This is a genomic window from Vibrio sp. YT-19(2023), assembly GCF_033337395.1.
The window spans coordinates 75,301-90,160 of sequence record NZ_JAWOQN010000002.1; the positions used below are offsets into that span (position 1 = coordinate 75,301).

Below are 14,860 nucleotides of genomic sequence, written 5' to 3' on the forward strand. Positions count from 1 at the left end.
CTTACACGTAGTACGCTTCAACTTCGCCTTTAAGTTTGATTAGCATTGGGTTACCGAAACGGTCTTTTGCTTTAGGAGAAGCAATTTTTACCCAACCTTCGCTGATGCAGTATTCTTCTACGTCAGTACGCTCTTGGCCGTTGATACGAATACCGATTTGGTGCTCGAAGCATTCTTTGATGAAGAATGGGCTACGTGGGTTACCCGCTAGGCGATCTGGTAGAGCTGGTTTAGCTGTGTCTGTCATTTTGTGTGACCTAAATTCCGTAAAAAGTGCGCTATTGTAGTCAGTGCACTGTGTGTGTTCAAGATATGTTGAGAGTCGATGCGTTGTTTAACTTTCAAGTAACTCCTACAACCCCTTTAAATACTGCGCGTTGGCTGTTGGTTGAATCATGGCATTCAGCGTTTGGACGGTTTGTTCGCTGTGTTCTTCAAGTAGAGCTAAGAACGCGTCAATCAACTCAGGTTTGCTTGCTGAGACTTTCGTTTCGGTCTGGATATCACGCAGATCGATCAACACATCGGTAAACAATTGCGGCAGATCGTGCAGCACTTGCAGGTTTAAGATGTTGTGCTCGCTGTAGATTGAATTGTGGCTGCCTTTTTGTTTTTGCACCAAGTAAGGATTGTCTTTTAAGTTGATGATAGACGTGCGTTTATCACAGCGTTTCAAACAACTTTTGTTGACCTTCACCTTACGGCATCCTTCGGTTTGTTGAAACAAACATTGGCGGCTCGTGAGTAGAGTGTTCGGGTGATAAATGCTGTAGAAGCTGCGCATGTTTTTCGGACGCTTCATGTGACGCACCTGCTTCATATTCAGCTCGTTAGAAACAAACGCGCCACTTGCCGCGAACTCGTCTTGAAGGCATTTAAACGCGTATGAGTTCACCGTGTTCAGTTGTGGGCCTGCTACCCAGCCTAAGCCGAGCTCTTTTGCGATCATGCCGACACCTGAGTTGTTGGTGATCAACAACTCAGGTTGGATGGTTTCCAAAAATACGCGCGCGGCGTGGTAGTCTTCGCCAATCAAAATGGCTGGGAACCAAGGTTTGAGCATTGGGTTGGCTTGGAACAATTCAATCATCGCGCTCAGTTCACCAGACAATCCCATTGGCAATTGATAGTAAACATCAACGTCGTGGTATTCGCACAGCATGGCTTCTTGTGCTGACGAGATCAGAACCGATAATTTTGGCGCACCTTGGCGAGGTTCTGGTTGAGGTAACGTTGGCAGAGTTGGTACATCAATCGACCCTTTCAAGCTGCTGCCGGATACTTGTGTTGAAGTGACATCGAACGACTTAGTTTGCTCTGCCACTTTCTCAATGATCGCGGTTTTGTCATCGTAGAGTTTCTTTTTCACCGCTTGTACATCATCAGCAGACTGGCATTGGTAAACCTTCGAAAAATGCTTTACAGCATGGTCGCGCGGGTTGTCGATGTACATCGCCTTGCCGAAATCACCTTGCAAAAATGCGTTGGAGAAATCACGGTTGAATACCGTGTATAACTCTGTGGTGTCTTCAGAGAGTTCCAAACCCTCGCACAAGCGATCGATTTGCTGGCGCCAATTGTCGACCACGGTATAGACGTAGTGCGATTTCTTGATTCGCCCTTCCACTTTTAATGAATACACGCCAGCATCGGCAAGCGCTTCCAAGTCCCCAAAGGCGGAGTTGTCTTTCATATTGAGTGGGTAGTTGTTGCCTGTTTTGGTCGTTTCGTACTGTTCGCGACAAGGTTGGCTACAGCGTCCACGGTTACCTGATGCGCCATTGCGAGCGGAACTGATGTAGCAAATTCCGGAGAATCCGATGCAGTATGAGCCGTGGACAAACACTTCCATCATTACGTTGTGCTCGCGACCAAATTGCGCCAGATGTTTTATCTCACTGATGTTAAGTTCGCGAGATAAGTTTACTCGGCTTGCGGTGAGCTGGTTGAGAAAGAGGATTTGGCCTTCGTTATGCGTGTTCAGTTGCGTTGAAGCGTGCACATCCAAATCGGGAAAGTGATGTTTGAGAATGTAGGCCAGACCGAGATCTTGTACGATCACGCCATCGATTTTGGTGGTGTTCAGTTGGCTGAGCAAGCGAACAATCGCTGGAATTTCACTTTCTAAAATCAGCACATTCAACGTTAGGAAAATCTTACAGCTGTGCTGATGGGCCAACGTTAACACGCCATTTAAGTTATCTAAGGTGAGGTTGGTCGCTCGGTTACGAGCATTGAAGCGGTCGAGCCCACAGTAAATTGCATCGGCGCCAGCGGCAATGGCGGCTTTGATGGAATCTAAATCACCACCGGGTGCTAATAACTCAAATTGATCGCGTGTCACTACTTTTCTCTTTCTTACTAAAATAGGCTGCAAATGTTACGTATTTCACGCTTTTGATGCTCGGCTAGTTAATGCTTTATTAATCTGAATCAATTTATCCGTGTTACACGGTCGACTCTTGAGTGGGTAGAGTGCAATTCGCGATAGCGGAATCTGACTTCTATAGTTTTCCTACACTTGGTTTTTCTATATCTAGTTTTCGACTCAGAGAGAGGAAGGGACGACAAATGAAAAAAGTAATCATCGGGTTGGTCGTGGCGTTGACGTCATTGAGTGCGTTGGCTGGTGAGGGCGTGGTAACCGTTGCGAGCACACATTCAGCAAAAGATACGGCGGATAAATTTGTCGCTATCGCGCAAGAAAAAGGGTTGAACGTCTTTGCGCGCATTAACCATCAAGAGAATGCCACGAAAGTCGATATGACGTTGCGACCAACTGAAGTTATCGTGTTTGGAAACCCTAAAGTGGGCACGCCACTGATGATCTGTGCGCAGGAGGTGGCGCTCGATTTACCCCAAAAAGTGTTGGTGTATGAAGATGCTGAAGGCAAAACGTGGTTAGCTTACAACGATCCGATGTATTTAAAGCAGCGCCATCATATTGAAGGCTGTGACGAGGTATTGAACAAAATCAGCGGCGTGCTGGGCAATTTAACCCACGCGGCGGCGAAGTAGGGTTGGTTATTGGCTTCGCTTTTTTAACTCCGAAAACGAAAAAGCCAACCTCACAAGGAGGTTGGCAAATCTTACCTATATTGGGGGAGGTAAGATCAGGAGGTGGCGAGTACGCTGTGTACTTCTGACTTAATTGAGTCAGACTGCGTGCCGAAAATCGCTTGTAAACTGTCGCCAATCACTAACACATCTCGCGCGCCGAGCGCTTTTAGCTTAGCAACATCAACGTTGGCAATGTCTTTCACCGAGACACGCAGACGAGTAATACACGCATCGACTGACTTAATATTGGCTTTGCCGCCCAATGCAGCCACTACATCTATCGCGATTTCATCAGGTTGTCCGGCAATCTTCACTTCTGCAATGTCGGTTTCGCGACCCGGCGTTTTTAGATCCAACTTCACAATTAGGAATCGGAACAAGCCGTAGTACAGCGCCGCCCAGATTGGACCGATGATGATGAACATCCACGCGTTGGTCGACATTGGGTAGTAAAGGAAGAACTGGATCGCGCCGTGCGCAAAGTCAGTACTGTGTTTGATTTCCAAAAATGCGGTGATCGCAAACGCAATACCAGTTAGGAAAATATGGATCACGTACAGCACTGGCGCGACGAATAGGAAGGTAAATTCGATTGGCTCTGTGATACCAGTTAACCAAGAGGTCAACGCCGCAGACATCATCAAACCGCCGACTATTTTCTTACGCTCTGGAGACGCGCAGTGGTAAATCGCCAATGCCGCTGCTGGTAGTGCCCACATGGAGTACATAAAGCCACCAGACAGATAACCTGCGGTTTTATCGCCTGCGAAGAAGCGAGTGAGCTCACCGGTAAATTCTTTGCCTGTTTCTGGGTCTACATAGCTGCCGACTTCAAAGAAGAACGGCGCATTCCAGATGTGGTGCAAACCAACCGGGAGCAATGAACGTTCGCCCGCGCCGTAAACCGCCCACGCGAGTACCGGGTTTTGGTACGCTGCCCAATGAGAGAATGCATCAAGAAGTTGTCCGACAGGTGGCCATGCAAACGCGAGAATCGCACCAACGACGATCGCCGATAGACCGGTGACAATGGGCACAAATCGCTTACCCGCGAAAAAGCCCAAATATTCCGGCAGTTTGATGTTGTAGAAGCGGTTGTACATGATTGCCGCGACCGCACCGATAAAGATGCCGCCAAACACCCCGGTTTGCAGCGTCTCAACGCCCATGATGGTGGCGTCAGTTTCTAAGCCACGCAAGCCAGTCACGATACCGAGCGATGCGTTCATAATAATTAGGCCAACTAAGCCTGCGAGCGCAGCGGCACCGTCATTGCCTTTTGATAACCCGAGCGCCACACCGACCGCAAACATCAACTGCATGTTGCCGAACACGCCTTCACCAGCGGCGAGCATCACTTTGTTGACCGCGTCTGGAATAAACGCAAAACCCGCGTTACCAATACCCAGCATCAAGCCAGCCACTGGTAACACCGCCACAGGCAGCATCAACGACCGCCCTATTTTTTGTAGTTGTCCAAATATACTTGCAAACATGGTTTCCTCCTGACGAATGCCAGTGTTGTAGGACCTGATTCCTTCAGGTCATGTTGTTTTACGTTAGGTCAGGATGATCATAGCGAGCAAGGCGGCGCCTAAGGTTACAAAAGGCAATCAGTTTGTAAGTGGCCGCTTACAAATCTCTTACACCGAGAAGTGAAAATTGTAATCGGCTCGATTGTGCATGGGCGTTTAAGAATGCATCATATTGGCCAGCGCCAAACTCAGGGGCAGGCACAGGGACGGACACAGGGAAAGTAGGATGGAAAACAAGCAGATACTGGTCGTCGATGACAACCTCAACCTTCGCGAAGCGTTGTCAGATTACCTTGGCCGCGCAGGGTTTGAAGTGCTTTGCGCGGAAAACGGCGGCGTGATGTGGCAACTGCTCAACGATCACCATCCTGATTTGATCATCCTCGATATTATGATGCCCGGTGAAGACGGCTTTACCCTGTGCCAGAAACTCCGATATCCCGATCATCATGCTGACCGCCGTCACTGAAGAAGCCGACCGAGTCGCAGGGCTAGAAATGGGCGCCGATGACTACATCACCAAATCATTCAGCCCGCGAGAACTGCTCGCGCGCATCAAAACGATTTTGAGACGCAGCCAATAGCAAACTGACGCGTAAAGTGCGTTTTGACGATTGGTTATTAGATACCGTAACCCGGCAACTGACCCACGTTGCTAGCCGCGAGGTTAAGCAACTTAGTGGCGCGGATTTGTCGCTGCTCGGTTTATTCGTCAACCACGCGCAATCAATATTGTCGCGCGATGATATTGCGCGCGAGATCTGGGGACGCGATGCCGACCCGTTTGAACGCGGCATTGACGTGCAGATCAGCCGCTTGCGTCATCACCTTGAAGATAAAGACCGCTCTCTGATCTTAACGGTGCGTAATAAAGGCTACATGCTGACCACGGACGTGCACTATGAGAATTAAACGCTGGACGGGGTCACTGGTTGTTCGCACCAGTGTGTTCTTGTTGCTGGTGATCATTCTGGCGCAAGTATTATCCGGGATTATCTGGTATCAACACGCCAGCGAACGCGATAAAGAAGGCCTGACCACCACAGTCAAAAGCTTAGCACTGAGCGCTTCTTCTACCATCGCCTTCTTTCAAACCCTCCCTTCGGAATATCGCCACTTGGTGCTCAATCAACTACGCAACATGGGTGGTACGCGCTTTTTCGTCTCACTCAACAATCACCAGATTGACGTCGACCCACTGCCAGAGAGCGAGCGCAAAACGTTGGTCATCAACCAAGTTCGTGAAGTATTAGAAAGCGAGCTGAGCGGCATTCCTAATATCGAGGTGGAGTTCACCCAGCGCGACAAACTCAAAGTGTTCAACAACGAGCTACCTATCGACGAACTGCCGCTATTGTGGGCGCATTATTCGCTTTCGTTTGGTGACCTCAATCCGCCTATTCTGGTGATGCAGGTCGAAGTCGCACAGAACGAATGGTTTTATCTCGCGGCGGTGCTACCCGCGCCTTACATCAACCTAGAGACTAACTATTTTGAGCTGCGCCAATGGCTGACGCTATTGGTGTCCGCGCTAATGCTGTTGCTGTGTACCTGGTTTATCGTTCGCAAAGAAATTCAACCCATTCGAGAGCTGGCAAAAGCAGCAACCCTGATGTCGAGCCGATTAGACGTGCCCGAAGTCTCTGAGCGAGGCAGTAACGAACTGAAAGCGGCGGTACGTGCGTTTAACAAGATGAATCGACGCATCGACAGCCATATTAAAGACCGTGAAATGCTGTTCAGCGCCATCTCCCACGATCTGAAAACGCCAATAGCCTGCCTAAAACTGCGGGCGGAAATGCTGGATGACGACGCCGACCGAGAACGCTTTATCCGCCTGAGTAACGACCTAGATTTGATGGTCAAAGGCGCATTGCAATGCATTAAAGAGACCGATATCCACGAGGAAATCGAGCCGATCAATTTCACCCAACTGATTCAGCACATTTCCGCCAATATCGCCGATGCGCCGGACACGATTCACATCCACGGTGAAATCCGCACCCACTTTGCTGGTAAACCGTTAGCGATTAAGCGCTGCATTCAGAATCTGGTCGATAACGCGCTCAAATACGGCCATCAAGCGGACATTACGCTGAGTGAAAGCCCAGAGTCGATCCAGATTGAAATTGAAGATTACGGTGGCGGTGTTGACGATTTATTACTTGAAAAGCTCTGCCAGCCATACTTCCGCGCTAGCAACGATAAAGAAGGCAGTGGGCTGGGGTTAACCATTTCACAGAGTATTGCAAAGGCTCATGGCGGCAACTTGTTGCTGAGCCATTCTCAGTTTGGCGGCCTCTGCGCCACACTGACTTTCCCGAGAGACTGACTATGAACAAACTGGCATTCTTGTTCCCACTGTTGCTCGCCAATCAAGTCTCAGTCCCGCAAGAGGTCGGCTGTTACCCAACGCCTGACAGCGATGGTGTATTCCTCTACAACATGGACAGCTTGGTGTTTATGTCGAGCAAGTCGTTTTCTGCCGAGGCGGCTCAGCAAACCGCAAGCGCGCTGGCAGATGTCGAGTTTCAAGCTAAGTTCAATAAGGTAAAAGGCTCGATTCCGGTACGTACCGATATCGACATCAGCGATTTTAATCCGTGTCAGGTCCAGTCATATCAAGACTTTCACTACGGCGTTAAACACAACCTCGCTGTGCCGAGTATGATTGATTCGATGGCGGTCAATCCGGTTGACCAGCAAGCGATAAACTCGGAAATCTTCCGTTTTTACCGCAATCCCAAGATGGAACCCGACGAGCTGATAAAACGCATTATTGCTATTTCGCAAAGCGGTTAATGGCAATGAATTTGTGCCGAGTGGAATAAAAGAGCCCCAATGATTGGGGCTTGAGTAAAGCGAAGTATGCCGTTTAGAAATAGTGGAAGATCGGCGGTTCATGCATCAAGAAGTTTTGATGGGAGATGTTCCACGCATAGGCGCCCGCTAAGGTAAACACAACGTAATCACCAATATCGACGTGGGCGACGTGTTGATTGCGTGCCAGCACATCTTTGGGCGTACAAAGCTGGCCGACAAAGGTCGCTTGTGCATGCTGAATTGGATGAGAAATCTCATGGTGTTGCTCGCTTTTCAGGATGACGAATGGATGATCATGGCTCTGCGCCGCTGGCGTGCGGAAGTGGTGAGTTCCTCCGCGCGCGATGACAAAGTTTTCGCCAAGATTTTCCTTAATATCCAGTACTTCCATCACGTAATAACCGCATGCCGCCGTGATGAAGCGTCCGCATTCAAAACGCAGTGTCCAGTCTTGCACTTGCTCTTTGGCGATGAGGAATTCCAACTTGTCGCAAAACTCCATCCACGGAAAGTGTTGCTCAGGGTTTTGGTAGTTAATCCCCATGCCGCCGCCCAAGTTGATCATCAGCTCACTGAGTTCGAACTCCTGCTGCCACGTTTTCACGACTTGGAAATAGCGCTGCATTAACGCTAAGTGACGTTCAACATCGAGCTGATGCGACATCAAGTGAAAATGGAAGCCTTTGAGTGACACTTGCGGGAAATCGCGCAGCAACATCAAAGCATTACTCAGCTCGGACTCGTCCAAGCCAAATGGAGTCGGCTTGCCACCCATCGCCAACTTGCTGAGCGTGATGTCGCCAATATCGATGTTCATACGCAAAAAGATCGAAGCAGGGCGGTTGAGGCGCTCGGTTAGTGCTCCAATGCGTTGTAGCTCGGTGAGGCTTTCGACATGAATTGCATCAACATCAAGCTCAATCGCTTGTTGCAATTCACTTAGCATTTTTCCGGGGCCACCGAAGATCAATGGCTTATCGAGTTGTTGCTGGTGGAGGTGTGTCAACTCCCCGCCAGATGCCGCTTCAAAACCATCGACATACGGCGCGAGCGTTTTAAGAATCGGGCCCGATGGATTGGCTTTGGCTGCGTAAAATAGCTCGACATTTCTCGGCAAAACGTGACGCAGTTGTTTGATGTGTTCTTCTAAGGCGCTTAGGTCATACACGTATGCGCACAAGGGTTGACTTTGCTGCTGTGCGAGTGTGTGAACTTGTTGGCAAACGAGTGTCGGTAGAGAGAGGGAATTAGACATGTTGCGCTCCTTTTTCGTGTTGCTGCCAAGGCGTGGCGACTTGGGTATAGCCCGACTCCTTATCGGCTTTTTGCATCAAACGCGTGGTGAAATTATTTTTGCTCGGGAAGTGACCGCCATTCAGCAACGCTTCTAGTTCCGGCTGTTTTCCATTCACTGATTGCCAACGCACAATGGCACTTTGCACCGCATTCCATAGCGTTTGCTCTAGTGGCTCATCACCTTCTGCGATGAAGAAAATCGCTTCGCTGATGTTGTTGATAAAGGTGCAGTATCCGATGCGATTCCAGCCTTGTTCGCGACTGTAGTAAACCGATTGTCGCGCGCGTTCAGACAAATCAGTTAATGTTTCTGCTGGCCAGAACTCTGGCAGTAATTTAGTGCCTTCCAAATCACGAATCCAAACACAACACGGCATCTCTTGCTCAAAGCCAATCAAGGTGTTTTGCAAATGCGGCTCAAACGCCACCCCGTGTTTGAAGTAGTAATTAAACACGCCCGGAATTAGGCAATGCAAATAGCGCTCAAACCACAGTGTCGCGATGTCGGAATAGCGATTTTGCGTAGTACGCGCTTTGTTTTTAAGGCGTTGAGCAATGCAACTGTTGCCGTTTTTGTCGTAAGCAAACAGAGCGCCAGCGAGGGTTGGTTTTAAGATATCGACTTCGCTCAGCGAGAAATTTTCGCGATACAAAATCCCAAACGATTCGCGCGCTTTGGTGTTGTCATCCCAATTACGCTCAGCGACACTTTCTAGATTCAATGTGGTGGCGTATGGCTCTGTCATCACTTTAAATACGGGGTTGTGCAGCTGTTCGTTTTCTCGAATTGGTTTAAGAATCGACGTGAGCTGCACGGCGCTGTCGAGTTCGTACCACGCGTTTTTGCGCACGCAATTGGTTAATCGTACGTTGATGGAGAATTTCGCAAACCAATCCATATCTGGGTGGTAGAGGGTACGAACTGAAGAGGTCGGCTGCATCTTTTCACCACCTAAACCCAGTGGCGTGATCTTGCCTTGTTCAATGGCACGCTTCACGCTTGGGTTGCTCAAAATGGTGTAGCTTTCCCAAGGATGGCAAGGGTAGAGGGTCTTCCCATTGCTGGTGGCGTGTTGTGGCGCGAGCTGTTGTAGCATGTGCTGAGCAGGGTTAGCTTCTCCGTCGGAACTCAGCACATCAAGTAAGGACGTATCCACTTCAAACCAGTACAACGGGACTTGCGCGCCGACTTCTGGAGAAAACGCCAAGAGATCATCCATGGTGACGCCCGAACGACTTTTCGGGGTCGGATGGAAAGTATGCCCCCAAATCAGAGACTGTTCCGAAGCGATAAACTCGTTGTGATGCGATTTGGGCGCGACGTTGAGAAACTGCTCGGTAACCAGCACGCTATTTTCTAGTTGTTCGATCAGCTCATGGTTAAACGGGATCGCCAACACCTGCTTGAGATAGTTAAGCAAAAGCGTAAGAGTTTGCGTGGCATCCAATTTCGCCCAACCAGATCCCGGCATTTTCGCCCACGGCAGTTCTGCCAATTTGATTTTGCCCAGTTTGCTCGCGTAGTGAATCGGCAAAACCAGCACGCCATTTTGTTGAGAAAGATGAACGGCTACCCGCTGCTTGGCGGAATAGTTGCGTTTTAACGTTTGGGGTAGCGATGTCGATTGGTAGTGCCATTCCACTTGTTGATTCGGTAGCGCAAATTCACGTAAGTAACAATTAAGAACACCCATTATCGTGTTGAGTTGGGCCTTCTCCCGATTGAGCTGCACATCATGCGCGCGCAACTCGCTAGTCTGAGAGGATTGAGTTTGTAACATGTTGATTTCCAAATTTTGAATGGAGAACCAGCGCGATCAAGGTGATTACGCTGACTATCGCAGAAAGTAGGAAAGGAACCTCAAGTAGCCCCAAGCTAGAAATGAAAGAAGCGCAAAATCCCGCTGCCACGCCACCCCATTTGGACATGGCATCAAAGCGAGAAAATACTTTGCCACTGAGTTTGCGATCCAGATTGCTCGCAAGATGCTGATGCAATCCGTGATAACAACACACCATCGCGATGCCGAAGATAATTCTCGCAGCAATGAGTGCGGTTTCGGACGCAATCAAATGCAAGGCAGAGCTCACGGCAAGCAATGCAAACCCAAGCCACAACGTGCGCAGCGGTTGATGGCGATTCAACCCATCTGACAACACGTGAATTTTTCCTGCCAGCAACAGATAGACGCCATGCGGCAGTGCGTACAAAAAACCGATCCATGCGTGGTGAGTGATGCCATATTGCTGCACAAATGGCGAGAAATAAGGAAAGGTCACCACCATAGAAAACGCAAACCCAAATTGAGCAAAGAAGATCCAACGAATGGCATGCATTGCGTTTTTCTGTGCAACTGGTTTTTCTTGCTGAGGTACTGAGTTTGGCTTTTCGAGGTTTTGGTCGGCGGGTTTATCCGCTGGCAGTGTTAGCGTGATGCCCATAGCAATTAAAGGCAAAACGCATAACCACAGGTACGCGTTGAGTGGATTGGTTTCGGACAAGCTCCAGCCGAGCCCAATGGGCGCAACGATCAGCGCCAAGCGAGCAGATAGTTGGGTTTTATTGAGTGACTTGCCGAGTGTTTTGGCTTCTTTAATTTGACTAGATAAGTAGCTGTTCGAGGCGGCCATGGTGCCGCCAAAGGTTCCTTGAACAATAAGACCAAACACAAACATGGCGAGGTTGTCTGCCAAGCCGCACAGCGCAAACCCTGCTGCAAGGCCAAGTTGCGCACGCAAGAGTGAGCGGCGGCGACCGTAGCGATCGGCAAAGTTGCCCCAAAATCGCGCTGCCAACGCAGTACAAAACGTAGGTAGGATAAACAATACCCCTGCCCAGTCCGCATCAATGCTTGCGCCTAACGTTGGCAACACGACGGGTAGAAATAGCGGCATACCTAACGCGGCAAACGCAGCGATAAAGTGGCACAACAACACACTGTAGATGAGTTTGGTCATAATCGTTTAACGTACGCTTTTTTTGATGGCTTCTATGTAGGCGCGTTGCGCTTCTTCGCTAGAAAGCAGTAAGAAGTTCGGGGCCGACAAACCATAGAACTTATTGATGTCGCTCGCGCCGGAGGCTTCTTTCGAAAGCAAACTGCCAGAGCTCAACAAGTACTTGGCGTACAAGTCAGGTGCCTCTTGCAGCAACTCGCGAGCCAGTTTTGTCTCTAACCCTTCGCCTTCTAATCGGTTGAGTTGCTCTGCAATGCTTTTGGCCACGATGGCGTAAAGCGATGCTGAAGAGGCAATGCCCTTCGCTGCCATAGATTCTACAATCGCTGCGATATCCAGTTGCAGTGTGATGGTGGTAAACATCTGACCGAGCGCCAATTCATTGTCGACTTTGATGCGTTGGTCGAGCAGTTCATCGCAATCCACTGGAATTGTTTTTGCGCCGTGTTTTTCGGCAGCATGGTCTGTTGCAAAGCGGAAGCGCTCTGGCCAAACTCGCGCCGCGTCGTTGTCTTTCATCGCGAGCGTCATTCTGCCCTGTTGATCAAATGCAACGATGGCGTTTTGCTGGTTGGACTCCAATGCGATGCCATAACGCAGCCACAAGGTGAGGTGCACTTGGCATAATAGATCGACGTAATCTTGGAACCACGCCAGCGTATCTTGTTGATAGTAATGTTCTGCCAAATGTTCTAAGAACAAGCGGTCGTCAGGCATTGGGCTTGCTAGTGCTGCAACCGGAACTAACGCTTTGTCTTCGCAATGAGTAAGTGGATACTCACGTACGATGTACGCGAAGGTTTTATCCTCGCCGATGTGTCCACCGTGTTTTTCGTTGCAATGGAACAAGCGACTGTTTAAGTCGGCGTCCGTTTGTTCAAGGTGGCTGAGTAGGCGTTCAAACCAGTGGCCGTCATACAGTGTTGAAGGCTTGATTAAGCGAATATTTTTCGTGCCTAGCGATCGCATGATCAGCGGAACCTTGATGTGAATGTGCGGTGCCTCGTTGACGACCACAGTACGAACGGAAAGCGTCGGCGTCACGTCTAGATACGTTAAAGGCGCTTCTATCACACCTTCGGGTAAGGCTTCTAAAGATCGCAGGGTGAGCGGATGTGCAGGGAACAGAACGTGGCTCAGTGCAAAATCAGCAGGAAGCCCCACTTGCTCCATTGTTGGCCAGCAATCAGGTTGTCCGCTGGTTAATGTCACCAGTGATTTTTCAATCGCAATCCAATGCAGAGCAAAGCTTTGTGCGAACTCGGGCGCGTACTTAGCAAGGTCTTCATCGCTCAGGCCAAACTTCGCCCGCGCAGTTGGATAGTACGGGTGGTCAAGGTAAGAAGCGATCTGGTCGGCTAGCAGCAGTTTTTGATGCCAAGAACCAAGCTCGGATATTGGTTGAGAAATGTGGTCTGCATGATGATGAAACGCTTGGTCACACAGCGCTTTGTGTTTCTCTGCACATTCCAGTTCTTGAAGGTATCCCGCCAGCAACTCGTGAGAGCTCTCGTGCGCCAGTGTCGTTAGCAGCGCAATCCACTCTTTGTAATGCTGTTGATGCTCGACTTGGCCATTTTTCTCCACCCACCAACCTGGTGGTGTTTCGTCATTGGCGTGAACGTAGCGCCAGTGCTGCATGTAATACGTTGGCGCAACAGGTAAATACAACGTGAAATCAGAGTTGGCAAATATCAGCCAGACTTGCTCGTCTTGAGGAACAATTACCCCTTTTGGCGCGTCTCTACTGAACTTGGCCTTCGACAAAATGCCAAACATGTCTTCGCGCAAGCAAGTGTCGATCAATCGTTGCGTTAGATACAAAGCGTTGTCATTCATGCTGCCACCTCACGAGTCGGAGCGAGATCGAAATTGCTAAGCGCGTTCTGCAGCGCTTGGTCGAGGTTTCGCCCTGATGGTGAGACAATCGAAATTCGGGCGAGATAATCCTTATTGGAATAACTCTGTTGGAAGTGTTCTCCAGCGGTTTTTAGTACCTGTTGCTGAGTGATGATATCGTCATCGTGTTGGATGAAGGAGGTTGAATCTCCATCAATCACACCACTGTGCTCCGCAACCACATAGTGCACGTGCGCTGACCCATGAATTTGGTAATCGCCGGCCAATCTTCGGCCCAAATGCAGACCCAAAATTGTGCTAAACCAACCGAAGTGAGCGAGATTGTTGAGCAAGAATTCGCGGCCATCTCCAATACTGCGGTAGTTAATTTCCACCAGAACCGGGCCATTTTCCGTAATGATAAATTCGCTGTGGCAAACTCCAAAACCAACGCCGAACGCTTTAAGTTGAGCCAAGCAAGCTTCTCGGTGAGCAATGCCGTTTGGTCCGTTCCAGTCTGCGGCGGTTTCGATAGAGTAAGGCGGCTCAGAGAGCGACACATCAAAACCGCCCACGGCGATAAGTTGGTTACCGTCTCCTAAAGTTTCGAGCGTAACCAACGGTCCTTGAAGAAACTGCTCCACCAGAATGGCGGCGTTTGGGTGCTTTTGCCAAAACGCCTCGGAGTAAGCATCGAGCTCGCTTTGGGAGTCACAGCGCTGTACATCTAAACTTGCCACGCCTTCTTTGGGTTTTGCTACGACAGGGAAGGCCATGCCTAATGCCACATTCGAATGGCGATGCAGCAAACAGCTTTGTGTGTTGGGTAAGGATTTTTCATTTAACACCTGTCGAGTTAAGTGTTTGTTTTTGGCCTTTAACGTGACAGACCAATCTTTGGATGGGAGGCCAAAAAATTGCGCGCAGATGGCGGTGGAAGTTTGTAAGTGATCACTATTGCTGAAAACAGCGTCTGGCTTTAATTCATGCTCCGTGATGGTTTCGATGAGTTCTAATGGGTTGAAGACATCACATTCTAGAATGGTATCCGGATTAAAGTGACTATCACGACTCGCCAGCTCTAAATGGCTTAGCTTGTGGTCGGTGATAAGAACGACGTGAAGGTCCATCGCTTTAGCTGCAGGCACAAAGCCGTGAGTGACTGCATCGTTAACGACATGACTTACGATAATCATCGTAGATTTCATGAGCTTTCCTAATTTTCTAACATTTTCTTCTAACGTTGATAAAGTCGCTCACGGTCGTCTTCCAATGTGCCTCTCTCGAGACGGAGGGCAGAAGTTTTAGTGTTTATTGTTATGATATTTGGTTTTTTTTGTTGTTAGTTG

Annotated in this window: 10 protein-coding genes and 2 pseudogenes; 4 read left to right on the forward strand and 8 right to left on the reverse strand. The window is 49.3% G+C overall.

Annotated elements, in window-relative coordinates; translation table 11 throughout:
• Nucleotide 1: 1 nt before the first annotated feature.
• Together R7E78_RS02420 and R7E78_RS02425 are read right to left on the reverse strand one after the other, a co-directional pair.
• Nucleotides 2–247 (reverse strand): DUF3297 family protein, encoded by a 246-nt coding sequence (locus R7E78_RS02420; protein ID WP_005374689.1) that lies wholly within the window; start codon nucleotides 245–247, stop codon nucleotides 2–4.
• 105 nt (nucleotides 248–352) lie between these two features.
• Nucleotides 353–2,344, reverse strand: coding sequence for a U32 family peptidase (locus R7E78_RS02425; protein ID WP_054575383.1), 1,992 nt, complete (start codon nucleotides 2,342–2,344; stop codon nucleotides 353–355).
• 227 nt (nucleotides 2,345–2,571) lie between these two features.
• Between R7E78_RS02425 and R7E78_RS02430 the strand changes: the two genes are divergently transcribed.
• Entirely contained in the window at nucleotides 2,572–3,018 is a 447-nt protein-coding gene (locus R7E78_RS02430; protein WP_017634511.1) for a DUF302 domain-containing protein, read from the forward strand.
• A 95-nt stretch (nucleotides 3,019–3,113) separates the two neighbouring features.
• On the opposite strand, the gene ptsG is transcribed toward R7E78_RS02430, so the two are convergent.
• Entirely contained in the window at nucleotides 3,114–4,556 is a 1,443-nt protein-coding gene (ptsG, locus tag R7E78_RS02435) for a glucose-specific PTS transporter subunit IIBC (RefSeq protein WP_213907531.1), read from the reverse strand.
• Nucleotides 4,557–4,821: 265 nt separating this feature from the next.
• On the opposite strand from ptsG, the pseudogene R7E78_RS02440 reads away from it, so the two are divergent.
• The 3 genes and pseudogenes from R7E78_RS02440 to R7E78_RS02450 form a co-directional block, all read left to right on the forward strand.
• Nucleotides 4,822–5,507 (forward strand): annotated as a pseudogene (locus R7E78_RS02440) (response regulator).
• Entirely contained in the window at nucleotides 5,497–6,927 is a 1,431-nt protein-coding gene (locus R7E78_RS02445) for an ATP-binding protein (RefSeq protein ID WP_213970767.1), read from the forward strand. The pseudogene R7E78_RS02440 and the gene R7E78_RS02445 overlap by 11 nt, the downstream one beginning before the upstream one ends.
• Before the next feature lie 32 nt (nucleotides 6,928–6,959).
• Nucleotides 6,960–7,397, forward strand: a pseudogene (locus R7E78_RS02450) (carbohydrate ABC transporter substrate-binding protein); the annotation flags it as partial.
• Between the two features lie 73 nt (nucleotides 7,398–7,470).
• Here the strand turns inward: R7E78_RS02450 and R7E78_RS02455 are convergent.
• From R7E78_RS02455 to R7E78_RS02475, 5 genes are read right to left on the reverse strand one after another with little or no spacing between them, the layout of a single operon-like run.
• A complete protein-coding gene (locus R7E78_RS02455; protein WP_262592299.1) occupies nucleotides 7,471–8,673 on the reverse strand; it encodes a type III PLP-dependent enzyme in 1,203 nt (400 codons plus the stop codon).
• Nucleotides 8,666–10,495: an IucA/IucC family protein gene (locus R7E78_RS02460; RefSeq protein WP_140049190.1), complete on the reverse strand. Its 1,830-nt coding sequence runs from the start codon at nucleotides 10,493–10,495 to the stop codon at nucleotides 8,666–8,668. Before R7E78_RS02460 ends, R7E78_RS02455 begins: the two co-directional genes overlap by 8 nt.
• Entirely contained in the window at nucleotides 10,467–11,672 is a 1,206-nt protein-coding gene (locus R7E78_RS02465; RefSeq protein ID WP_053303935.1) for an MFS transporter, read from the reverse strand. Before R7E78_RS02465 ends, R7E78_RS02460 begins: the two co-directional genes overlap by 29 nt.
• Before the next feature lie 6 nt (nucleotides 11,673–11,678).
• Nucleotides 11,679–13,511 carry an IucA/IucC family protein gene (locus R7E78_RS02470; protein ID WP_318057604.1) on the reverse strand — a complete coding sequence of 611 codons (1,833 nt, stop codon included), beginning with the start codon at nucleotides 13,509–13,511 and terminating at the stop codon, nucleotides 11,679–11,681.
• A complete protein-coding gene (locus R7E78_RS02475) occupies nucleotides 13,508–14,719 on the reverse strand; it encodes a hypothetical protein (RefSeq protein WP_318057605.1) in 1,212 nt (403 codons plus the stop codon). The genes R7E78_RS02470 and R7E78_RS02475 overlap by 4 nt, the downstream gene beginning before the upstream one ends.
• Nucleotides 14,720–14,860: the final 141 nt, after the last annotated feature.